Origin of the sequence: Lentzea sp. NPDC042327 (assembly GCF_040647275.1) — a bacterium.
GTDB lineage: Bacteria > Actinomycetota > Actinomycetes > Mycobacteriales > Pseudonocardiaceae > Lentzea.
In genome coordinates, this window is the sequence record NZ_JBEZBX010000008.1 from 223,897 (window position 1) to 244,487 (window position 20,591).

Annotated in this window: 26 protein-coding genes; 21 read left to right on the forward strand and 5 right to left on the reverse strand. The window is 70.2% G+C overall.

Features of this window, described 5'->3' with window-relative positions; all coding sequences use genetic code 11:
- Nucleotides 1-116: 116 nt before the first annotated feature.
- The 10 genes from AB0A63_RS22075 to AB0A63_RS22120 all read left to right on the forward strand — a co-directional run bounded on the left by AB0A63_RS22075 (nt 117) and on the right by AB0A63_RS22120 (nt 7,753).
- Complete coding sequence (locus AB0A63_RS22075) at nt 117-572, forward strand: hypothetical protein (RefSeq protein WP_360394298.1); 456 nt, start codon at nt 117-119, stop codon at nt 570-572.
- Complete coding sequence (locus AB0A63_RS22080) at nt 569-1,162, forward strand: DUF3558 domain-containing protein (protein ID WP_360394300.1); 594 nt, start codon at nt 569-571, stop codon at nt 1,160-1,162. The genes AB0A63_RS22075 and AB0A63_RS22080 overlap by 4 nt, the downstream gene beginning before the upstream one ends.
- 10 nt (nt 1,163-1,172) lie before the next feature.
- Nucleotides 1,173-2,480, forward strand: a complete 1,308-nt coding sequence (locus tag AB0A63_RS22085; protein WP_360394301.1) for a hypothetical protein — start codon at nt 1,173-1,175, stop codon at nt 2,478-2,480.
- Nucleotides 2,481-2,503: 23 nt separating this feature from the next.
- Nucleotides 2,504-3,241 carry an ESX secretion-associated protein EspG gene (locus AB0A63_RS22090; RefSeq protein ID WP_360394303.1) on the forward strand — a complete coding sequence of 246 codons (738 nt, stop codon included), beginning with the start codon at nt 2,504-2,506 and terminating at the stop codon, nt 3,239-3,241.
- 93 nt (nt 3,242-3,334) lie between these two features.
- Nucleotides 3,335-3,796, forward strand: coding sequence for an ESX secretion-associated protein EspG (locus AB0A63_RS22095; RefSeq protein WP_360394306.1), 462 nt, complete (start codon nt 3,335-3,337; stop codon nt 3,794-3,796).
- A 21-nt stretch (nt 3,797-3,817) separates the two neighbouring features.
- Entirely contained in the window at nt 3,818-4,123 is a 306-nt protein-coding gene (locus AB0A63_RS22100; RefSeq protein WP_360394308.1) for a hypothetical protein, read from the forward strand.
- Nucleotides 4,124-4,133: 10 nt separating this feature from the next.
- Nucleotides 4,134-5,297 (forward strand): transglycosylase SLT domain-containing protein, encoded by a 1,164-nt coding sequence (locus AB0A63_RS22105; RefSeq protein ID WP_360394846.1) that lies wholly within the window; start codon nt 4,134-4,136, stop codon nt 5,295-5,297.
- A 366-nt stretch (nt 5,298-5,663) separates the two neighbouring features.
- Entirely contained in the window at nt 5,664-6,809 is a 1,146-nt protein-coding gene (locus AB0A63_RS22110; protein WP_360394311.1) for a pyridoxal phosphate-dependent aminotransferase, read from the forward strand.
- A gap of 29 nt (nt 6,810-6,838) precedes the next feature.
- Complete coding sequence (locus tag AB0A63_RS22115) at nt 6,839-6,988, forward strand: hypothetical protein (protein WP_360394313.1); 150 nt, start codon at nt 6,839-6,841, stop codon at nt 6,986-6,988.
- 39 nt (nt 6,989-7,027) lie between these two features.
- On the forward strand, nt 7,028-7,753 hold the full coding sequence (locus tag AB0A63_RS22120; RefSeq protein ID WP_360394316.1) for an ion channel: 726 nt from the start codon (nt 7,028-7,030) through the stop codon (nt 7,751-7,753).
- On the opposite strand, the gene AB0A63_RS22125 is transcribed toward AB0A63_RS22120, so the two are convergent.
- Together AB0A63_RS22125 and AB0A63_RS22130 are read right to left on the reverse strand one after the other, a co-directional pair.
- On the reverse strand, nt 7,697-8,284 hold the full coding sequence (locus AB0A63_RS22125; RefSeq protein ID WP_360394319.1) for an HAD family hydrolase: 588 nt from the start codon (nt 8,282-8,284) through the stop codon (nt 7,697-7,699). The two genes, AB0A63_RS22120 and AB0A63_RS22125, sit on opposite strands and share 57 nt — an antisense overlap.
- A gap of 1 nt (nt 8,285) precedes the next feature.
- A complete protein-coding gene (locus tag AB0A63_RS22130; protein WP_360394848.1) occupies nt 8,286-9,287 on the reverse strand; it encodes a GntG family PLP-dependent aldolase in 1,002 nt (333 codons plus the stop codon).
- A gap of 123 nt (nt 9,288-9,410) precedes the next feature.
- Here AB0A63_RS22130 and AB0A63_RS22135 point away from each other — a divergent pair, with 123 nt between their 5' ends.
- Genes AB0A63_RS22135 through AB0A63_RS22165 form a run of 7 tightly spaced genes read left to right on the forward strand, consistent with a single transcriptional unit; the run spans nt 9,411 to nt 14,879 of the window.
- A complete protein-coding gene (locus tag AB0A63_RS22135; RefSeq protein ID WP_360394322.1) occupies nt 9,411-9,929 on the forward strand; it encodes a SigE family RNA polymerase sigma factor in 519 nt (172 codons plus the stop codon).
- Nucleotides 9,930-9,955: 26 nt separating this feature from the next.
- Nucleotides 9,956-10,642, forward strand: coding sequence for a hypothetical protein (locus AB0A63_RS22140; protein WP_360394324.1), 687 nt, complete (start codon nt 9,956-9,958; stop codon nt 10,640-10,642).
- A 38-nt stretch (nt 10,643-10,680) separates the two neighbouring features.
- Nucleotides 10,681-11,265, forward strand: a complete 585-nt coding sequence (locus AB0A63_RS22145; protein WP_360394327.1) for a TetR family transcriptional regulator — start codon at nt 10,681-10,683, stop codon at nt 11,263-11,265.
- Nucleotides 11,266-11,322: 57 nt separating this feature from the next.
- A complete protein-coding gene (locus AB0A63_RS22150; RefSeq protein ID WP_360394330.1) occupies nt 11,323-11,856 on the forward strand; it encodes a SigE family RNA polymerase sigma factor in 534 nt (177 codons plus the stop codon).
- Nucleotides 11,853-12,617 (forward strand): hypothetical protein, encoded by a 765-nt coding sequence (locus AB0A63_RS22155; protein WP_360394332.1) that lies wholly within the window; start codon nt 11,853-11,855, stop codon nt 12,615-12,617. The genes AB0A63_RS22150 and AB0A63_RS22155 overlap by 4 nt, the downstream gene beginning before the upstream one ends.
- 25 nt (nt 12,618-12,642) lie before the next feature.
- The gene (gene purB / locus AB0A63_RS22160; protein ID WP_360394335.1) at nt 12,643-14,061 is read left to right on the forward strand and encodes an adenylosuccinate lyase; all 1,419 of its coding nucleotides are present in this window, start codon (nt 12,643-12,645) and stop codon (nt 14,059-14,061) included.
- Nucleotides 14,062-14,063: 2 nt separating this feature from the next.
- Entirely contained in the window at nt 14,064-14,879 is an 816-nt protein-coding gene (locus tag AB0A63_RS22165; RefSeq protein ID WP_360394337.1) for an MOSC N-terminal beta barrel domain-containing protein, read from the forward strand.
- On the opposite strand, the gene AB0A63_RS22170 is transcribed toward AB0A63_RS22165, so the two are convergent.
- Nucleotides 14,876-15,313 carry a hypothetical protein gene (locus tag AB0A63_RS22170; protein ID WP_360394340.1) on the reverse strand — a complete coding sequence of 146 codons (438 nt, stop codon included), beginning with the start codon at nt 15,311-15,313 and terminating at the stop codon, nt 14,876-14,878. The two genes, AB0A63_RS22165 and AB0A63_RS22170, sit on opposite strands and share 4 nt — an antisense overlap.
- Before the next feature lie 86 nt (nt 15,314-15,399).
- Between AB0A63_RS22170 and AB0A63_RS22175 the strand changes: the two genes are divergently transcribed.
- Together AB0A63_RS22175 and AB0A63_RS22180 are read left to right on the forward strand one after the other, a co-directional pair.
- Nucleotides 15,400-16,275 carry a phosphoribosylaminoimidazolesuccinocarboxamide synthase gene (locus AB0A63_RS22175; RefSeq protein ID WP_360394343.1) on the forward strand — a complete coding sequence of 292 codons (876 nt, stop codon included), beginning with the start codon at nt 15,400-15,402 and terminating at the stop codon, nt 16,273-16,275.
- 65 nt (nt 16,276-16,340) lie between these two features.
- Complete coding sequence (locus tag AB0A63_RS22180) at nt 16,341-16,976, forward strand: DUF2334 domain-containing protein (RefSeq protein WP_360394345.1); 636 nt, start codon at nt 16,341-16,343, stop codon at nt 16,974-16,976.
- Here AB0A63_RS22180 and AB0A63_RS22185 read toward each other — a convergent pair.
- Entirely contained in the window at nt 16,939-17,562 is a 624-nt protein-coding gene (locus AB0A63_RS22185) for an MBL fold metallo-hydrolase (protein WP_360394348.1), read from the reverse strand. The genes AB0A63_RS22180 and AB0A63_RS22185 overlap by 38 nt on opposite strands.
- A 267-nt stretch (nt 17,563-17,829) precedes the next feature.
- Here AB0A63_RS22185 and AB0A63_RS22190 point away from each other — a divergent pair, with 267 nt between their 5' ends.
- Nucleotides 17,830-18,756: a serine protease gene (locus AB0A63_RS22190; RefSeq protein ID WP_360394351.1), complete on the forward strand. Its 927-nt coding sequence runs from the start codon at nt 17,830-17,832 to the stop codon at nt 18,754-18,756.
- Here the strand turns inward: AB0A63_RS22190 and AB0A63_RS22195 are convergent.
- Nucleotides 18,740-19,720, reverse strand: a complete 981-nt coding sequence (locus AB0A63_RS22195) for an NAD-dependent epimerase/dehydratase family protein (RefSeq protein WP_360394354.1) — start codon at nt 19,718-19,720, stop codon at nt 18,740-18,742. The genes AB0A63_RS22190 and AB0A63_RS22195 overlap by 17 nt on opposite strands.
- A 115-nt stretch (nt 19,721-19,835) precedes the next feature.
- On the opposite strand from AB0A63_RS22195, the gene AB0A63_RS22200 reads away from it, so the two are divergent.
- Nucleotides 19,836-20,375: a hypothetical protein gene (locus AB0A63_RS22200; RefSeq protein WP_360394357.1), complete on the forward strand. Its 540-nt coding sequence runs from the start codon at nt 19,836-19,838 to the stop codon at nt 20,373-20,375.
- Nucleotides 20,376-20,591 lie beyond the last annotated feature (216 nt).

A 20,591-nucleotide genomic window follows, 5' to 3' on the forward strand; every position in this document is an offset into this window, starting at 1 on the left:
GTGACGTGGAACCAACTGGGGGTGGTCTTCGTCGAACTACAGGTGCGTCTTACGCGGGCGTTGGTAGCCTGCGAAGCGAGACCGAACCGTCACCAACCGTACGGGGGTAGGACGTCGTGACACAGGAGAACGCGGGGGCGGATGCCGTTCTCGGTGCCGCTGCGGCAATGGGTGGCGCTATCGGGGCCGCGGTGGGCGCCTTCCAGGTCGCCTCTGCTGCGTTGGACAAGATGTCCGCAGGTCCCGCGACACAGCACTTCAAGGTCAACGAGAAGAATGTCCTGAAGGCCGGCGCGCTCATCCACGACCAGGCCAAGGTGCTCGAGACCAAGCTCGGGCTCGTGCAGAGCGATCTCAAGATCCCCGCCGACGCGGGCACCGGCGGGCGAGTGGGCGCCGACATCGCCAAGGCGTGGAACAGCCGGCTGGTCGGAGGCTCCGACACCTATGCGGGACGGGTCGAAGCATATGTGAAGAGCCTGAAAGCTCTGTCGGACCAGCTGCGAGACGCGGCCACGCAGTACAACATCAGCGAGGAAGACATCACCGCGACGTTCGGACCGAAGGCGTGAGCAAGAAGTACATCGGACCAGTCGTCGCGGCCCTGCTGCTGGTGACGGCCTCGGCGTGCACCGGCACCGGGGAAGCGGGCAAGCCCAACCCGGAGCCGCCCACGACGACGGCGACTTCGCAGGCGACGAAGAAGCTCCCCGCACGCCCCGCTGACCTCAAGGTGACCGGCGTCGAGCCCTGCAAGCTCCTGACCGCTGATCAGATGAAGCAGGTCAAGATCGCGGAGGGGTCCTCCCAGCAGTCGAAGATGGTCGACAGCACGCCCATGCCCGCCTGCTTCTTCAGCAACAACCTCACCTACTCGTACCTCGCCGTCCTCGCCACCAACAAGGGCGTCGACTACTGGCTGACCGAAGGTGGGAACGTGACCGCCGACGTGATCGACGTCGCCGGGTACGGCGCTGCTGAGATCAAGCTCGTCGGTGTCGACGCCGTGGACTGCGCGGTCGCCGTGGACGTGGCCGAGGGCCAGCAGCTCATCGTGGACTACAAGCCGGACAGCGCTGTCAAGGAGACCCAGCAGCAGCTGTGTGACAAGGCGAAGAAGGCCGCCGGCCTCGCGCTGGACACGCTCAAGACGCTGAAGTGAGGGGGAGGCAATGTCTGGATATCACGATCTGACCGACTGGAACTTCGACGGCTGGTCGAACGGTGAGCTGGCCGCAGAGGTCAACCGCCTCAACAACGGTGATCTCGGCCGGAAGTTCTCGACGGCCTCCGATGCGCTTCGCGACCTGGCCGGCACGCTGAAGTCGGTCGACGACGAGCTGCAGCTGCAGCTCAAGGAGCTCGGCATCAACTGGGACGGCGCGGCCGGCCAGCACGCCCAGGACAAGACCCAGGCCTCCACCAAGGTCGTCGCCGAGGCAGGTGAGGCGACGACGCAGAACTCCGACGCGATGGCGCGGCAGCAGGAGAGCACGAGCCAGGCCCGCTACCGGTCGCCGGAGGAGGAGAAGCTGCACGGTGACACCGAGCGGAACCTCGGCGACAAGCTCGGCGGTCTCGTCGGCTATGAAACCGACCACGCCGCCGAGGTGGCAGCGACCAACAAGGCGCGCCAGCAGGCCATCGACGCGCTGAACGGGTACGTCGGCGGCAGCCAGGGCTCCCTGAACGACTTCCGGCCGCCGCCTCAGGCACCGGAGATCGTGGTGAGCAGCGCCCCGTCCTCCACCTCCGTCGGCCACGCGGTCGGCATGCCCCACTCCACCCCGCCCGGAGTCACCGGCGGTCCCGGCTTCACCGGCACCCCCGGCTCACCGGGCTCCCCCGGCGTCCCCGTCGGCCCCACCCCGAACATCCCCGGCAGCACCACCGGCATCCTCCCCGGCACCTCCACGCCGGGCACGATCGCCGCAGGCCCCGGCCTCCCCAAGCCCTTCGGCTCCCCGCTCCCGGTCGCGGCCACCGCCGCCACCGCAGCGGCCGCCGGCCTGGCGGGTGCCGCGGGCAACGCGCGCGGGCCGCAGGTCGTCGGCGGTGGGCGCGGGCCCAGCCAGGCGCCCAAGACGCCGATCGCCTCGACCGGACCGAAGGGTGCTCCGAGCACCATCGGCGGTGGTGGCAAGGGTGGTCCCGGCGCGGGCGGCGGCCCCGGTGGCGCGGGTGCCGGCGCGAGTGGCACGGGTGCGGCCGGCAAGGGTGTGCCGGGCAGCATGACGCCGGGTGGCTCCACGGGTGTCGGTCCCGACGCGAACCGGCCCGGTGCGGCCGCCGGGAAGGGTGGCGCCGTCGCCGGCAAGGGGTCCGGCTCGCTCATGTCCCCCGCGGCCGGTGCGGCCAAGGGCGAGGGCGACGAGGACAGCGAGCACGTGCGCAAGTACGGCGTCGACTCCGACGACGTGTTCGGCGACGAGCGCATGGTGGTGCAGTCGGTGATCGGCGAAGAACCGAAGGACAAGTAGATCCCTTGAGCTCACCAGGTTCCGTGGTTCTGTCCACAGTGGAGTTCGCCGTGGTCTGGGAGGCGCAACGCCTCCCGGCCGCCCACGTCGCGCTCGACACGCGGATTCCCTCCATCACCCACACCGAGAAGGCCGAGGTGGTGAAACGGGCCTGGGAGTCGCTCGAAGCGCGCGGCCTGGCCGGCAACGGCCGGGTCGTGCCCGAGCTCGCCGACGGGTTCGCGTTGCTGGCGAACGCGCCGATGTCGATCGACCTGTGGGTCTGGGCCGACCGGCAGATCAGCGGGCTCGCCGCTGCCGTGGGCGACGAGGCCATCCTCGCCGTGCAGGACCGCGACGAGATGTGGCTGATCGAGGCACGCGGCACGGCGCTGGCCGAGGCCGCCGTGTCCGTGGCCGGTGAGATGCCGGCCGGGTACGGGCGTTCGATCAGCCTGCCGTACGACGACCTCGTGGCCGCGGCCAAGGACGTCGGGCAGGACGCCCAGCGCATGATCACCACGTTGGAACGCCAGGGCATGCGCCTCGGCGACGCGCAGGAGCTCGCCGCCATGCTCGACGGCACCTCCACCCGCGGGCAGTTCGGTGCGCAGCGCAACGGACAGCGCGCGGGACGCGTGGTCTCGTTCCACGACACGCACAACGGCCGCTACCTGCGGCAGCTCAAGCCCAGCAGCGACGGCCGCAAGTGGTGCACCATCACGCCGGTCGACAACCACCGGCTCGCCGCCGCCGTTTGGGAGCTCCTCCAGGAAGTGTGACCACGGAACCCCCGCGCTCGCCCGTGCGTCGTAACGCACGCGGGCCTGGGGGGCCAGGGGACGTCGCCCGCGACATGCCGGGAGAGTTCCGCCGTGAGAGCAGCACTCACCCCGTCCGCGTTCCGCGCGGCGTGGGACCACCTCGACCTGGGCGCGATGCCGATCGTGCTGCACGCGCCAGAGTCCACTGTGGAGTCTGACGAGCTGGACCCGTGGCTCGCCAAGGCCTTCCACCAGCTCGCGACCCCCGCACTCGCCCTCGACCTCCGCCTCGGCATCGGCAGCACGTCGACGCGCGCCATGGTCGTCGCCGGCGGGGTCAGGGCCGTGCTCACCCGCGACGAGGTCGTGGTCGACGAGGTGGCCGACATGGCGGCCGCACTCGTCGAACTCGTTCCGGAGCAAGGTGTTCGCGCCTGGATCGGTGCCATCGCCACACATGGCGGGCGCCGGTGCCGGCTCGACGTGATCGTGGACGAGGACATCACCCGACCGGCGTTGAAAGGGCGAATCGACGCCCTGCTCGACTCAATTCGTTCTAAGGTCTCCGAGTAGACATCGAGGGGGTACGTGCGCATGGCTGTGGCGAAGTTCAACAGCGAAGCCATGGAACAGTGCCGGACAACCGTGAGCAGTCAGGCCGGACAATTCGGCGCGATCGGTGACGGCTTTTCCAATCAACACGGCAATTCGGACATCTTCGGAAAGTTCGGCGCCTCCGCGGCGATCTTCAGCGCGGTCAGTGCAATGGAGCAGGCGGGCGCGCAGGAGTTCGAGGCGGCGGAGAAGGTGCTGCGCAAGGTGGAGAGCACACTCGACGCAATCCAGTCCAACGTGGCCGCCGTCGAGGACGCCAACCGGAACTCCTTCAGGGCGGTGTGACGTGAGCGCGATGGACGAGGTCGCGGGCCTGCCCGGCGGCGCACCGCTGGCCGAGCTCGCCGACAAGGTCGAGAACGCCCAACCGCAAGCCGTGCGCGACATCGCCACCCGCTGGAAGCAGGCGGCCGGCAAGTGCGGCGACCAGTCGAACGTGCTGCAGCGGTCCGTCTCCCAGCTCGACGGCGCCTGGGAGGGCACGTCGGCCGACGGTTTCGTGGCCTACATGGGCAACATCACCAGGTGCGGCACCGCGATGACGGACGCGCTCAACGGCGCCGCGGCCGACCTGGAGGCGGCCGCGAACGCGTTGGAAACGGCGAAGAGCACCATGAGCCGCATCTGCGAGAACCTGCTGAGCCGTGCCCGCCAGGTCCGCCGGCAACTGCACGGCCAGCCGCAGGAAGACGTCGACAGCATCATCCGCAGCTACTGCGCCGAAGCCGTCGCCGACGCACAACCCGTTGTCGCACAAGCAGAAAGCTCCTTGAGTTCAGCCGCCGGCACCCTCAAGGGCCGCCCCGGCGCGCTGGCACCGAAGTTCTCGGCCGTCGAGGACCCGAACACCCAGACCTTCACGCCCGCGCCCGGCAAGCCCGTGGAGTGGACCGCGACCCCGCCGCCGGACGACAGCACGACCACGTCCAGCTCGGACGCGAAACCGGCGCCCGTCGAGGACCGCGGCGGTGGCGGGGGTGGTGCTTCCGGTGCTTCCGGTGGAGGTGGCGGTGGTGCTTCCGGCGGCGGCGGCGGTGGTGGCGGCGGAGGTGTTGGTGGCATGGGTCCCAGCGGTGGTCCGCCGTCGGGCAGCCCGCCGCCCGGCAACGTCGAGGAGTGGATCCGCGAGGCCATCAAGATCCTGCAGGCCAACGGCATCCCCGTCACCGAGGACAACATCGACGAGATCTGGAAGATCATCGAGAAGGAGTCCAGCGGTAACCCGCACGCCATCAACCTCTGGGACTCGAACGCGCAGAAGGGCACCCCGTCCAAGGGCCTCATGCAGTGCATCGACTCGACGTTCAACGCCCACAAGCTGCCCGGCCACGACGACATCTGGAACCCGATCGACAACATCATCGCCGGCGTCCGCTACACGTTCTCGCGCTACGGCGGCTTCGAAGGCCACCCCGGCCTGAAGGCGATGTCCCAGGGCGGCGGGTACCAGGGCTACTGATTCGTCACTCGACCGGGTGAGCTTTGTCCGGGACCCGGCGCATCTCCGTCTGTGTTCGCATGACGGAAATGCGCCGGGTTTCGTTCGTGCTCACCCGATCGAGTGGGCTTTGTCCTGATTCGTCCGCTCGCTCGCCCGCAAAGGGGAAACGCGGGGAGGGCGGCCGGGAGGTGAACGGGGAAATGGTCGGTTGGGTGCGGCTCGCGGCGAGGTTGATGGGGATCATCGGAGGGGGCAGCCGGTGAGGCCTGGCTAGCGCAGGTGGTGGCGTTTGGACCCGGTGGTGGATGTGCGTGTGTGCAGATGTGTGGGTGTGCGCCCGAGGTCTCAGGCCCCACCGGCCCGCAGGCGAGTTAGCCTGGCGCCATGCTGACCGTGGCTGCTCGCGCTGACGTCCCGCCGTTCCACGTCATGGACGTGCTGTCCGCCGCCGCGCAACGGCAGCGCACCCACGGGGACGTGGTGTCGCTGGCCGCCGGGCAGCCGTCGAGTCCGGCGCCGCGGCCGGTGCGGGATGCCGCGGTGCGTGTGCTGGGCGAGCAGGCGCTGGGGTACACCGAGCAGTTGGGGGTGCTGGAGTTGCGGGCCGCCATCGCCGGGCACTACCGGCGGCAGTACGGCCTGGCGGTCGGGGCTGAGGACGTGGTGGTGACGACCGGGTCGTCGGGGGCGTTCACGTTGGCGTTCCTGGCGGCGTTCGACGTCGGGGACCGGGTGGCGTTGGCGCGGCCGGGGTACCCGGCTTACCGGAACATCCTGAGGGCGTTGGGGTGTTCGGTGGTGGAGTTGGCGTGCGGGCCGGCGACGCGGTTCCAGCCGACGGTGGAGATGCTTGCCGCGGAGCACGCTGTTGCGGCGCTCAAGGGGGTCATCGTCGCCAGCCCCGCGAATCCCACCGGGACGGTGGCCGACATCGCGCCGATCGCGCGGTGGTGTGCGGACAACGGCGTGCAGTTGATCAGTGACGAGATCTACCACGGGATCAGCTACGGGGAGCCGTTGGCGTGTGCGTGGGAGACGTCGCGGGACGCGGTGGTCGTGAACTCGTTCTCGAAGGCCTTCGCGATGACCGGGTGGCGGCTGGGGTGGATGTTGCTGCCGGAGCGGCTCAGGCGGGCGGTGGACTGCCTGACCGGCAACTTCACGCTGTGTCCGCCCGCTTTGTCGCAGTTTGCGGCGATTGAGGCGTTTCACCCGGACTCGTACGCGGAGACCGCGGGGCACCTGGAGCGGTACCGGGTCAACCGGGACCTGCTGGTCGACGGGCTCACCAGCCTCGGGATCGGGGAGCTCGCGCCGGCCGACGGGGCGTTCTACGTGTACGCGGACGTGCGGCACCTGACCGACGACTCGATGGGGTTCTGCCGCAGGCTGCTGGACGACACGGGGGTCGCGATCGTGCCGGGCATCGACTTCGACCCGGTCGACGGGCACCACTTCGTGCGGATGTCGTTCGCGGGTTCAACGAACGACGTCGAGGAAGCGTTGAGGCGGTTGAAGGCCTGGCTGTAGAGCAACCAGAAGAACAGGGGAGACACCACATGTGGGCGATCATCGGCTGGCTCGTCGCGATCTGGGTCGTTCTCGCCGTCGTCGGCGCCGTCGTGAAGGGCCTTTTCTGGCTCGCCGTGATCGGAGTGCTACTCCTCGTGGGCACGGTGGCTTATGGCGCGGTGAAATCGCGGCGCTAGCCCCTGGAACAATGCCGCCGCAACATTCACCATGGAGCGGTGTTGCAGTCCAGCGAGGCCCGCCTGGAACGGTGGGAGCGCAAGGCGGAGTGGCCGTTGACGGCGCTCGCCGTGCTGTTCCTCGTCGTTTACGCGTTCCAGGTGCTCGACGACCACGTGTTCCTGCACGTTCCGGTCGAGGTCGTGTTGTGGCTGATCTGGGCGGTGTTCGCGGTCGAGTTCGCGGTCAGGTTCACGCTCGCCGTCGACAAACCGCGGTTCCTGAAAACGCACCTGTTCGACCTCGCCGCGGTGTTGCTGCCGATGATCAGGCAGTTGCGCGTGCTGCGGTTGATCACCGTCATCACGCTGTTGAACAAGAAGTTCCAGCACAAGATCCGCCGGCGCGTCAGCATTTACGTCGCGGGGGTCACGGCCATCGTCGCTTTTTGCGCGAGCCTTGCCGTGCTCGACGCGGAAAGGCACGCCGAGAACGCGAGTATCACGACGTTCGGTGACGCGTTGTGGTGGACGCTCACCACGATGTCGACGGTCGGGTATGGCGACCGCTACCCGGTCACGACCGAGGGGCGGCTCGTCGCCGGGCTGCTCATGATCGGCGGCATCGCGTTGCTCGGTGTCATCACCGGGACGATCGCCAGCTGGCTGGTCGAGAAGCTGCGCGGCGTCGAGGAGGCGGAGCTGGAGACGGTGCGGGAGCTCAGGAACCTACGCGCCGAGATCGCCGAGCTCCGCGCGGAGCTCAACGCGCGCAGCGGCGGCTGACGTCCACAGCCGCGCGTCGATGCCCGCGGCCAGGGCGCCGTCGACGTTGACCTGGCGGTCGTCGTAGAACACCAGGTCCGAGCTGCCCACGACGTCCTTCAGCCGCTGCCAGATCACCGCGTCCGGCTTGGCGCAGCCGAGGTCACCGGAGAAGACCAGGTGCCGGAAGTGCTCGGTCCACGGCTCCTCCTCCGCGAGGCGCGCGAACGTCACCGGCGCGTTCGACAGCAACGCGAGCGGCACCCCCGCGGCGGCCAGGTCCGCGATCAGGGCGACGGTGTCCGGCACCGGGTCGGCCAGCCAGCCCGCGTTGTCGAGGGCCGTCAGCTCCTCCACGTCCACCGGCACGCCCAGCCGCGACCCGATCCGGCCCCAGTAGTCCGCGTCGGAGCCGCCGCGGTCGTAGGCGTCGCGGTCCCAGTACACGGCCTCGAACGCCTCCACGGACACCCCGAGCCGCGCGGCCATGCCGGGAATCCCGGGGTTGCGCTGGCTGATGACCTCACCGAAGTCGAACACGACCCAGCGCATCTCAGGCACCTTCCCGAACCCGGCGGAGCACCTCGGTGATGTCCGCTGCGGTCACGTCGCCGTGCGTCACGAACCGCACCTTGCCCGACATCGGGCTCGCGAGCACGCCGGCCTCCCGCAACGACAGCAGCGTCTTGTCCAGGTCCGGCACCGCCGCCAGCACGATGTTCGTCGCGGGTTCCGCGACCTCCCAGCCGATCGACCGCAGCCCGGAGGCCAGCGCAGCGGCGTTCGCGTGGTCGTCGGCCAGCCGGGCGATCCGGTCCAGCGCCACCAGCCCGGCCGCGGCCAGCACGCCGCCCTGCCGGACCCCGCCGCCGAGCATCTTCCGCACCCGCCGCGCCTCGACGACGAACGACGCCGACCCGGCCACGACCGACCCGACCGGCGCGCCCAGCCCCTTCGACAGGCACACCTGCACCGTGTCCACCCCGGCGGTCAGCGCCGTCAACGGCACCCCGAGCGCCACCGACGCGTTCCACAGCCGCGCCCCGTCCAGGTGCACGGCCAGCCCGACCGACCGCGCCGCCGCCACCAGGGCGGCATGACCGGCGACCGGGGTGAGCGCGCCACCGGCGGCGTTGTGGGTGTTCTCCAGGCACAGCAGGGTCGACCGCAGCCCGTAGTACGGCGACTCGCCGCCGCCTGCCGCGACCACGGCCTCCGGGGTCATCGAGTGCAACGCGTGCGGCATGCCGCCGGCCAGCCACGCCGCCGTGCCCAGCTCCGCGTCCAGCACGTGCGCGCCGAGCGGGGCCAGGAACCGGTCACCGCGGTCCAGGTGCAGGAACAACGCGATCAGGTTGCCCATCGAGCCCGACGGCACCCACAGCGCGGCCTCGACGCCGAGCAGCCCGGCGACGCGCTCCTCCAGTGCGGCCATCGTCGGGTCGTGGTCGAGCACGTCGTCGCCGACCTCGGCCGCGGCCATCGCGCGGCGCATCTCCTCGTCCGGGCGGGTGACGGTGTCCGAGCGCAGGTCAATGGGGGTCACGACCCCGATCACATCACATCCGGCTCACGACCGAGGGGGTGATGTGGCTCTCCTCGCGGGTTCGTGCAACCGTGGGGCCCCCGGATTCCGTCCGGTCAGTGCAACTCGAGGAACGAGCGGAGAGCAGTCCGCGTGGATCAGCGCGACGAGCAGGAGTTCGCGGAGTACTTCGTGGCTCGCCGTGAGGCCGTGCGCCGAACGGCATACCTGCTGTGCGGCGACTGGCACCGCGCTGACGACTTCGCGCAGACCGCGTTCGTGGCACTGCACAGGAGGTGGCGGAAGATCCGGGACAAGCAGGCCCTCGACGCCTACGTCCGGCGCAGCGTCGTGCGCGCGGTGATCGACGAGTCACGGCGTCCGTGGCGGCGCGAGAAGTTCACCGACGAGCTGCCGGAGACGCCGGCCCTCGATCACGAGGTCGGCGACACGGTCGCGACGCGCGAGGCGCTGGTGAAGGGCCTGCGCAGGGTTCCGCCGCGGCAACGGGCGGTGCTCGTGCTGCGGTTCCTCGAAGGGCTCGACGTGACGGCCACCGCCGAGGTGCTGAAGTGCTCGGAAGGAACTGTGAAGAGTCAGACCGCCCGCGGGCTGACCGCACTGCGGGAAGCGCTCGGCAGCGCGATCGACGACCTGCGACCGGCGTCATGACGGCGACCAGCGGAAGGAGGCTGTAGGTGGACGAGAACAAGCTCGCGGACCTGTTCCGCGACGCCGCGCACGACGCACCACCGGCGGCCTTCGACGTGTCGGACGTCCGCACCGCGTCGCGCAGGGCCACCCAGCGCAGGCGCAGCGCGATCGCCGGCGGGACCGCGCTGGTCGTGGTGCTCGGCTTCGGCGGCGTCCTGGCCGGGACGAACTGGGTGAACCAGGACAAAGGCGCCGAGTCCGTCGCCGGTGCTGGCCAGGCGGGGGACAACTCGGCACAATCGCCGCTGTCCGCTCCGGTCGACCCGCCGAACATGCAGACGAAGAACTTCCCTGGTGACGTGTCCACGCAGGGGGACACGGCCACGCCGGGAAGCGCCGACCCCAGTGTCGGCGAACGCGCGGTGCAGGGCTGCGCGGAGGTGGACCGGGAGCTCGCCGTCGCCCTCGCCGGAGAGCTTTCGGTCCCACCCGCTGACGCCGTCCCGCCGACCGTCAGCTGCGCGCCGTCGTCGCGCTCGGCCGCGTTCAAGGTCGACGGGCTGACGATCACGGCCATCGTCACCCCGAGCGAGTTCACGGCACCCGACCGCGCCGACACCGCGGTGGTCAAGACCGGCAAGGGCCAGGACCTCTACGTCTTCACGCAGGGCGACGGCGAGCTGAAGGGGCAGGCAACGCGGGTCGCGGACGCACTCGCGTCCCGGTTCTGACCAGGCCGCGCCCGCTCGCCCAGTACTCTGGCCCGACTATGACCGCAGCAACTCCCAAGGGGGAGCGCCGCAGGCAGGCGCTCGTGGAGGCCGCGGCCGAACTGCTCGTGGAGGGTGGGTTCGACGCGGTCCGGCACCGCGCGGTCGCCGAACGCGCAGGTCTGCCGCTCGCGTCCACCACGTACTACTTCGACTCGCTCGACGAGCTCGTGACCGCGGCGGTCGAGCTGCACGGCCGCGCCGAGCTCGCGAGCAGCAGGGAGAAGCTGGCCGCGCTGCCGCACGGGACCGTCGACGACGACGCGTTGATCCAGCTGGTCCTCGACCTGCTGGTCGGCCCGGACGTCACCGACACCGAGACGATGCTGCTGCGCTACGAACGCCTCGTCGCGACCGGCCGCCGCCCCTACCTGCGGCCGTTGATGCGGGTCATGGGCTCCGAGCTGCAGGACCTGATCTCCGCGATCTTCGCCCGCTCCGGCCGCGCACTGCCCGCCGACCGGGTCGAGGAGCTGATCGCGCTCGTGGACGGCACGATGGTGAACGCGTTCATCGAGCTGAAGTCCGATCCACGCGGTGTCGCGGCGAGAATGCTCCGAAAGGCCCTTTCGCGTCACGAGTGATGCAACCCCGCGTTACCCCGGTGCGTTCCCCTGGATGAGGACGCGAGAGGGGATCGCATGCGCAAGGCCGATGAACAGGGCTTCCGCGAGTTCGCGGCAGCCAATGCCGCGAGCTTGCGCCGCACCGCGTACCTGTTCTGCGGGGACTGGCACACCGCAGAGGACCTCATGCAGTCCAGCCTCATGAAGATGTACCTGGCCTGGAAGCGCATCAAGGGCCTGGACAACCTGATCGCCTACGCCCGCAAGGTGCTGCTGCGCACCTGGCTGGACGAGAAGCGCAGGCCGTGGCGCAGGGCCGAGCAGCGCGACGGGGAGCTGCCCGACGCCGCCGACGAGCGGGTCGACCCCGACCACACCAGCGCGAAGCTGTGGGCGCGTGAGCTGGTGCACACCGCGTTGCTCCAGGTCCCGCCACGGCAACGGGCGGTGCTCGTGCTGCGTTATTTCGAGGACCTCTCGGTCGCCGAGGTGGCGGTGGCCATGGGGTGCTCGGAGGGAACGGTCAAGAGCCAGACGGCGCGTGGCCTCGCGACGCTGCGCACCATCGTGGAGAAGCTCGACAGCAGTTCGGGGAGGGTCGCGTCGTGAGTGAGCAGGAGATCCGCGAGGGGATGCTGCTGGCCGTCTGGGACGAGCCGCCCCTCGACTTCGACCCGGACGCCCTGATGAGGCGGGCCGAGCAGAAAAAAAGTCGCAGGCGAGCACTGGTCAGCGTGGGAGTGGCCACCGCCCTGATCGTCGTGTCCGCCTTCGCACTGCCGGGGCTGCTGCCCAAGACCGGTGACGACGACCAGATCGCGGCGCGGCGCACCGAGAGCAGCGCGCCCACGTCGACCGAGTCGCCGAACGCCCGCAGCGTGCGCATCGGCGACGCCCTCGCGGCGAAGCTGCAGACCGTGCGCCGGGAGCTGCGCGACGTCTCCGCCTACGTCCAGCCGGGCATGCAGGTGGTCCAGGGCACCTCGACGACGAAGCCGCCCTCGCCCGGCTCCGCGCCGGACCCGTCCCTGAGCGGTTACGTGTACCTGACCGACGACATCGGGCCGACCGCGTTGCTGCTCACGACCACGAGCACCCCGAAGAGCTCGCGGCTGGAGTGCATCGGCGCGGTCACGTGCAAGGAGATGCCCGTCGACGACGGGTCGAAGATCATCGAGGCCGAGTACCTCGACGGGACCTCGACGGTCGTCAGGGCCGTGTCCACCCGCGTCTTCGAGAGCGGTTACACCGTGAAGCTGTCGGCGTTCACCACGAACCCGGCGACGGGCAGCGGTCTGCGGGCGCAGCTGCCGGTGTCTGTGGACGTGCTCACAACGATGCTCACCGACGGCCGCATCCGCTGGGAGTGAGTCCGACGTGCACTAACCTGGCGGCGTGACCAAGCCGCGCATCGCCAACGTCCTCGCAGGTCGCTACGCCTCCACGTCGCTCGCGACGCTCTGGTCGGCCGAGCACAAGATCGTGCTGGAGCGCCAGCTGTGGCTCGCGGTCCTGCGCGCGCAGGCGGCCGCCGGCATCGACGTGCCGGACGGCGCGGTGGCCGACTACGAACGCGTGCTGGAGCAGGTCGACCTGGAGTCGATCGCGGCCCGCGAGCGGGTGACGCGGCACGACGTGAAGGCGCGCATCGAGGAGTTCAACGCCCTCGCCGGTCACGAGCACGTGCACAAGGGCATGACCTCGCGCGACCTCACCGAGAACGTCGAGCAGCTGCAGGTGCTGCGGTCGCTGGAGCTCGTCCGCGGCAAGACCGCGGCGGTGCTGGGCCGGCTGGCGCGCCTGGCCGCCGAGCACACCGACCTGGTGATGGCCGGCCGTTCGCACAACGTCGCCGCGCAGGCCACGACGCTGGGCAAGCGGTTCGCCACGGCCGCCGACGAGCTGCTGGTGGCGTTCTCCCGGCTCGACGAGCTGATCTCGCGGTACCCGTTGCGCGGCATCAAGGGCCCGGTCGGCACCGCGCAGGACATGCTCGACCTGCTCGGCTCCGGTGAGAAGCTGGCCGAGCTGGAACGCACGATCGCGGGCCACCTCGGCTTCGAGCGCGTGCTGACCTCGGTCGGCCAGGTGTACCCGCGCTCCCTGGACTTCGACGTGGTGTCGACGCTGGTGCAGCTCGCGGCGGCGCCGTCGTCGCTCGCGAAGACCATCCGGCTGATGGCGGGCCACGAGCTGGTGACCGAGGGCTTCAAGCCCGGCCAGGTCGGGTCCAGCGCCATGCCGCACAAGATGAACACCCGGTCGTGCGAACGCGTGAACGGCTTCGCGGTGATCCTGCGCGGCTACCTGTCGATGGTCGGCGAGCTCGCGGGCGACCAGTGGAACGAGGGCGACGTGTCCTGCTCGGTCGTGCGCAGGGTGGCGCTGCCCGACGCGTTCTTCGCGTTCGACGGGCTGCTGGAGACGTTCCTGACCGTGCTGGACGAGTTCGGCGCGTACCCGGCCGTCGTCGCCCGTGAGCTGGACCGCTACCTGCCGTTCCTCGGCACGACGAAGGTGCTGATGGCGGCCGTGCGCGCGGGTGTCGGCCGGGAGACCGCGCACGAGGCCATCAAGGAGAACGCCGTCGCCGTGGCGCTCGCGATGCGCGAGGAGGGCCTGGCGCAGAACGACCTGCTGGACCGCCTCGCCGCCGACGAGCGCCTGCCGCTCGACCGCGCGGCCCTGGACGCGCTGCTCGCGGACCGGCTGTCGTTCACCGGCGTGGCGTCGGCGCAGGTCGCCGCGGTCGTCGAGCAGGTGGCCGCGGTCGTCGAGAAGTACCCGGCGTACGAGCCGGAGCCGATCCTGTGATCGTGTCCGGGCTGTTCGCCTACCCGGTCAAGGGGTGCGGCGGCGTCGCCGTCACGTCGTCCGCCGTGGACCTCACCGGGCTGCGCGACGACCGGATGATGATGCTGGTGTCGGCCGAGGACGGCGTGTTCCTGTCGCAGCGGAACACGCCCGCGCTCGCCGCACTGCGACCGTCCCTCGTGGACTCGGCGCTGCGAGTCGGCGGCGAGTCGTTCCCGGTGGTCGCCGACGGGCCGCGCATCCCGGTCGTGGTGCACAAGTGGGACGGCTTCGGCGTCGACCAGGGCGACGACGCCGCCGCGTACTTCTCCGACGTGCTCGGTCAGGCGGTCCGGCTGGTGCGGATGCCGCAGGACGTGCGCAGGGAGTCGGGCGGGCAGACCGAGGGCCTGGTGGGCTACGCGGACGCGCACCCGCTGCTGGTGCTGTCGCTGTCCTCTTTGGACGGCCTGAACGAACGCGTCCTGGACCGCGGCGGCGAACCGGTGCCGATGGACCGCTTCCGCCCCAACGTGGTGATCTCCGGCTGGCCGGAGCCGCACACCGAGGACCGGGTGCGGCGCGCGGTCATCGGCGACGTGGAGCTGGGCTACGCCAAGGACTGCGTGCGCTGCTCGGTGCCGCTGGTCGACCAGGACACCGGTCTGCGCGCGGGCCCGGAGCCGATCCGCACGCTCGCCTCCTACCGGCGCGACCCGGACGGCGGCGTGACCTTCGGGATGAAGGCGGCCGTGGTCCGCGCGGGATCGCTCGCCGTCGGCGACGAGGTCGACGTCCTGGAGTGGGCCCCTCCGGCCCCTCCGGCTTCCCCGGCCTAGGCCTGCTGCCAGCGGAGGCGGTCGGCCCGCCGGTCGTCCTTGCGGCACACGAGCGCCTGCCCGCGCAGGTCGACACCGCCGGCACCCTCGGGAGCACAGCGCGCACCTTCGTTCACGAGGAGACCCCGCTGCGGCGGCTCCGTCGTGGTGACCACCGGCGCGGGTGGCGGCGGCTGCACGGGCGGCGGCGCCGGCCTGCGCGTGGTGGTCGTGGTCGTCGTGGTGGTGGTCGTCGTGGTCGTGGTCTTGACCGTGATCTCGGCGAGCTCGGGCGTCGGCACGAGGCTGACCTGCTGGGTCGTGCTCGCGCCCAGACCGGGGGCCGGTGCGGACGACTGCGGACCGGAGTCGCCGCCCCACCCCGCGACGGCGAGCACGACGAGCAGTCCCGCACTGGCGGTTGCCGGGATCAACAGGGCCTTTCGGGTGAGCACGGGGTGCACCTTAAATGGCCGGACGCCCGATCTGTAGTGGTGCGGTGGCCGGAAGCCGGCCGACCCGCCCGGCTAGGCTGACCGGCGTGCCAACGCTCGCTGACTACCAGCACGTCGCCAGGGGCAAGGTCCGCGACCTGTACGACGTCGACGACGAGCTGCTGCTGTTCGTCGCGTCCGACCGGATCTCGGCCTACGACCACGTCCTGAGCACCGCGATCCCGGACAAGGGCCGCGTGCTCACCGCGATGAGCGTGTTCTGGTTCGAGCGGCTCGGCCCGAACCACCTGGTCGCCGCCGACGACCCGCGGATTCCCGCCGAGGTGCGCGGACGGGCGTTGCTGGTGCGCAAGCTGGCCATGGTCGACGTCGAGTGCGTGGCGCGCGGGTACCTCACCGGCTCCGGCATGGCCGACTACCGGCAGACCGGCGCGGTGTGCGGGATCGAGCTGCCGGAGGGCCTGGTCGAGGCCGACGAGCTGGACCCGCCGATCTTCACGCCGGCGTCCAAGGCGGAGATCGGGCAGCACGACGAGAACGTGTCGTTCGACGTCATCGCCGCCAAGCACGGTGTCGAGCTGGCCACGAAGCTGCGTGACCGCACCATCGAGCTGTACAGCGAAGCGCGCGCGTACGCCAAGACGCGCGGCCTGATCCTCGCCGACACCAAGTTCGAGTTCGGGCTGGACAAGCAGGGCGAGCTGATCCTCGCCGACGAGGTCTTCACGCCGGACTCGTCGCGCTACTGGCCCGCCGAGGGCTACGCGCCGGGCCGGGTGCAGCCGTCGTTCGACAAGCAGTACGTGCGCGACTGGCTGACCTCGGACGCGTCCGGCTGGGACCGGCGCTCGGACACCCCGCCGCCCCCGCTGCCCGACGAGGTCGTCGAAGCCACCCGCGAGCGCTACGTCGAGGCCTACGAGCTGCTGACCGGCCGGTCCTTCGCCGACTGGCTCGCGTGAGTTAGCTCCGGTGTCACGCGGACGTCACCACGGCATGGCGCACTCGTCGGGTGCACTCACAGCTCGTGGTCTCACTGTCCGGCATCGGTCCGCAGACCCTCGACCGGTGCGCTGATCTGGCCGCGGCCCTCCAGTCGCGGCGGGTGCCGTTGTCGCTGCTCGTGGTCCCCCGCGAGCTCGCCACGGCGCAGGACTGGGTGCGGCAGCGCGCCACGCTCGGCGACGCCGTCGTGCTGCACGGCCTCGGTCAACGCAGGCTCCCCGCGTACGAGGCGGGGCTTCTGCTGACGGGCGCCCGTGTGCAGATGGACGCCATCGGGTTGAACGTCGACACGTTCGCGCCACGGCGTTGTGTGGCGTCGCCGGGGACGTTGATCGCGCTGGCCAAGCACAAGTTCAAGCTCTGCGCCGACGCCCACGCCGTGCGGGACGTCGGCACCGGGCTCGCGACGCTCGGGCGGCTGCACGCGCTGACCGAGCGCAGCAACTTCGGTGAGCTGCGGTCGCTGGCGCTGGTCTACGCGGCGGCCAGGTCCGCGCGGCGCGGTGGGCTCACGCGGATCACCGTGGACGCGCGCGACCTGCACCGTGCGGGGGCGCGGCAGGCCGTGCTCGACGCCGTGGACGTGGCCCTCGCCCACGACGCCGTGCCGACCACCTACGTCAGACTTCCGTCTCCTCGCCCCGCTGCAGTGGTCTGACCTCGGTTCCGACCGGCTTGAGGTTCTCGAAGTGGTGGTAGGCCATCTGCGGCATGGCCAGCACCGCCTCGTGGATCGGCACGGCCACGCGCGGCTTCACGGCGCGCATGAAGTCGACGGCCTCACCGGTGCGCATCCAGGGCGCGCCGGAGGGGAGGCCGAGCACGTCGACGTCCTCGTCGGGCACGAACAGGGCGTCGCCGGGGTGGTAGAACGCACCGTCGCCGACGACGTAGCCGGTGTTCGGGACGACCGGGATGTCCTGGTGGATGACCGCGTGCTGACCGCCGACGGCCTTGAGGGTCGTGTCGCCGACCTTCAGCACATCACCCGGCCGTGCGACGGTCGGGTGCTCGACGCTCGGCGCGGTGCCCTCGTCCACGACCAGCAACGCCCGCGGGTTCGACCTGAGCAGCGCGGGCAGCTTCTCGGCGTCGACGTGGTCGGCGTGCTGGTGCGTGATCATGATCGCGTCCAGGTCCACCAGGTCCTCGAACCCGGACGAGAAGGTGCCGGGGTCGATCAGGATGCGGGTGCTGCCGGTGTCGAGCAGCACACAGGCATGACCGAAATGGACAACTTGCATGGATTCCTCCATTACCGACGTTCGGCGGGCTGACACGGTCAGGTGACGTCGGAAGTATCAAAGGGCATGAGGAAAACCCTGCAACTCCTCACGGCACTGGCGCTGGCCCTGCCGATGACGACCGTTGTCCCTGCTACCACCACCACGTCTACACCTGCTCAGGCGCAATCGCCGCAGTCACAGGAAATCGGCACCGAGGAATCCGTCTCGGTCCGCGTGGGCGGCCTCAGCCGTTCGACGACCGTCGAACGGCCCGGATCCGGATACGTGAAGCTGCATTTCACGGATCTGCGCATTCTGCCGGGTGACGTGCTCACGGTGTCGAACCCTGACGGCACCGAGAAGTACACCTACACCCGCGACCTGAAGTCCTCGCTGACCGCCACCGTCGACGCGACCGGCTTCTGGGCCATGTCGATCACCGGCGACAGGGCGGTGGTGTCGGTGAGCAGCCCGCTCAGCCGCGCCCGCGTCGACAAGCTCACCCGCGGCTACACCGAGGCGGAGATGTCCGCGCAGCCGTCCGTGCAGAGCATCTGCGGCACGAACGACTACAAGGACGCCGTCTGCTACCAGTCCAGCAACCCGACCGAGTGGGGCAAGACGCCGGCCGTGGCGAAGCTGCTGCGCAACGGCAGCTCGCTGTGCACCGCGTGGCGGGTCGGCCCCAACAACCGCATGCTGACCAACGAGCACTGCTTCACCAGCACCACCGGCATCGAGGTGTGGTTCAACTACCAGTGCCCCACCTGCGGCGGCACGGCCACGGCCACCGTCACGAAGGTGCTGGCGGCCCAGGTCCTGAAGTACAGCGCCGCGCTGGACTACACCCTCTTCACCGTGAACAACTTCGCGGCCATCAGCTCGTTCGGCTACCTCGAACTGGACGCGCGCGTTCCGGCCGTGGGTGAGGAGATGTACATCGTCGGCCACCCGGCCGGGAAGCTGAAGAAGCTGTCGTTGCGCGACGACAGCAACGGCGGCGGCTACTGCGCCGTGCGGGCCGTACGGGTCAACGGCAGCTCGTCGCAGTCCGACATCAGCTACATGTGCGACACCGAGGGCGGTTCGTCCGGTTCGCCGGTGCTGTCGAGGCGCACGCACAAGGTGATCGGGCTGCACCACTTCGGCGGCTGCCCGAACCAGGGCGTGCGCATCGACCTCGTCGCCGCGCAGGTCAACCCGCTGCTGTAAGGACCTCCGCCTCCTCGTCGGGCGTCAGTCCCGCCTTGCGGGGCCTGTCCACGCCGAGGCCGCGCTCGTACTCCAGCGAGTCGAGCGCGGTCTCGGCCAGCGGCCTGGTCCGCAACCCGTTCGCCAGCGCGGCGCTGACGTCGCGGCCGACCATCTTCGCCCACTCCCGCGGCAACCACAGCGGCAACGACCGCGGCCCGGCCCACGGGTTGACCCCGAGCTGTTCGAGCACGCTCTCCGCCACCGGCACGAGCTGCGTCCCCGGCGCCGCCGTGGCCCCGGCGATCTCCCCGATGGCCATCTGGAACGGCATGACCGGCCCGGTCGAGTCGAACGTGCCGGTCACCCGCTCCTCGGCCGCGAACACGATCCACCGCGCCAGGTCCCGCACGTCGATGTGCTGGAACCCCAGCTCAGGGCTGTCCGGCACCACCACCCGGCCACCTCTGCTGAGCCTGGCGGGCCAGTACCCGAACCGGTCGCTCGGGTCGTCCGGCCCGGTGATCAGCCCGGCCCTGACGATGAACTCCTTGCCCTGCACGGCCTCCCTGACCGCGTTCTCGCTCGCGACCTTGACGCTGCCGTACCGCTCGGACGTGAACTCCTGCGCCGGATCGTCTTCGAGCGGCGGCAACAGCTCGTCGCTGCCCGACGCGTGGTCGGCGTAGACCGAGATGCTGCTGACGAACGTCCAGTGCGGCGTGGTCGCGCCGAACGCCTCCAACGCGTCCCGCACCCAGGTCACCGAGTACTTCGACACGTCGATGACGGCGTCGAACCGCTCCCCGGCGAGCTGGTCGAACGCGCCGGGCCGGTTCCTGTCCATCGAGACCAGGCGCGCACCTTCGGGTACTTCGCCCGAGGCGCCGCGAGCGCCGCACACCACGTCGTGGCCCCGGCGGACCGCCTCCGCCGTGACGGCCTTGCTGAGGAACACGGTTCCGCCGAGCACCAGGATCTTCATGATCCCAGCATCCGTCCGGAACACCGCGGACGCCAGCGCACTCCGCTGACGGCGAAACGCGCTCGATCGGCTGGACTTCCTGCAGTGTCGTTCGGCCCCGGCCGATGAACGTTCCGTGAGTCTGCACGCCTTCGTCGACGAGTCGCGGCGAAACAACACCTACCTGCTGGCCGTCGCACTGGTCTCGCCCGGCCAACTGACCAAATTGCGCAAGCTGCTCATGGGCCTGCGCATGCCGAACCAGCGCGAGCTGCACTTCAAGAAGGAGACACCGGCTCGGCGCAAGCAGATCCTGTCCGCTCTGGGACCGGCCTTGGTCCAGGTCGACATCTACCTCGCCTGCTGCCGGAAGGGTGAGGAGCGGGCGCGGCAGACGTGCGTCTCCCGCCTGACGGACGACGTGCTGAAAGCCGGCGTGACGCGGTTGGTGTTCGACAGCCGTGAGATCCGCGACGACCACGACCTGCTGACCATCCGAACGACGCTCGGCAAGTCCGCGTGGGGCACGGGGTTGTTCTACGAGCACCTGCCCAGCGAGAACGACCCGTTGCTGTGGATCGCGGACATCGTGGCTTGGTGTTACGGCGCGGGCGGTGACTGGCTACGCCGGTCACGACCGCTGATCGGGACCGTCATCGACACGCGAAGGCCCTAGAAAGCGCGAAGCACGGCGGCCGACCGTCCGGACGGGCACCGTGCTCACTTCTCCGGCTTACGGGCCGAAGCTGAGTCAAGAATAGCAGGACCCGTGGCCCGGACAAGCTGCTTCACCCGATGGTGGAACCCGGTGAAGATGTGCCCCCGAACACCTGTCGAGTTGATGAACACCCAGGTCAGGTAGGCTCTCCGGGTACCGCCAGCCCCCTCGAAT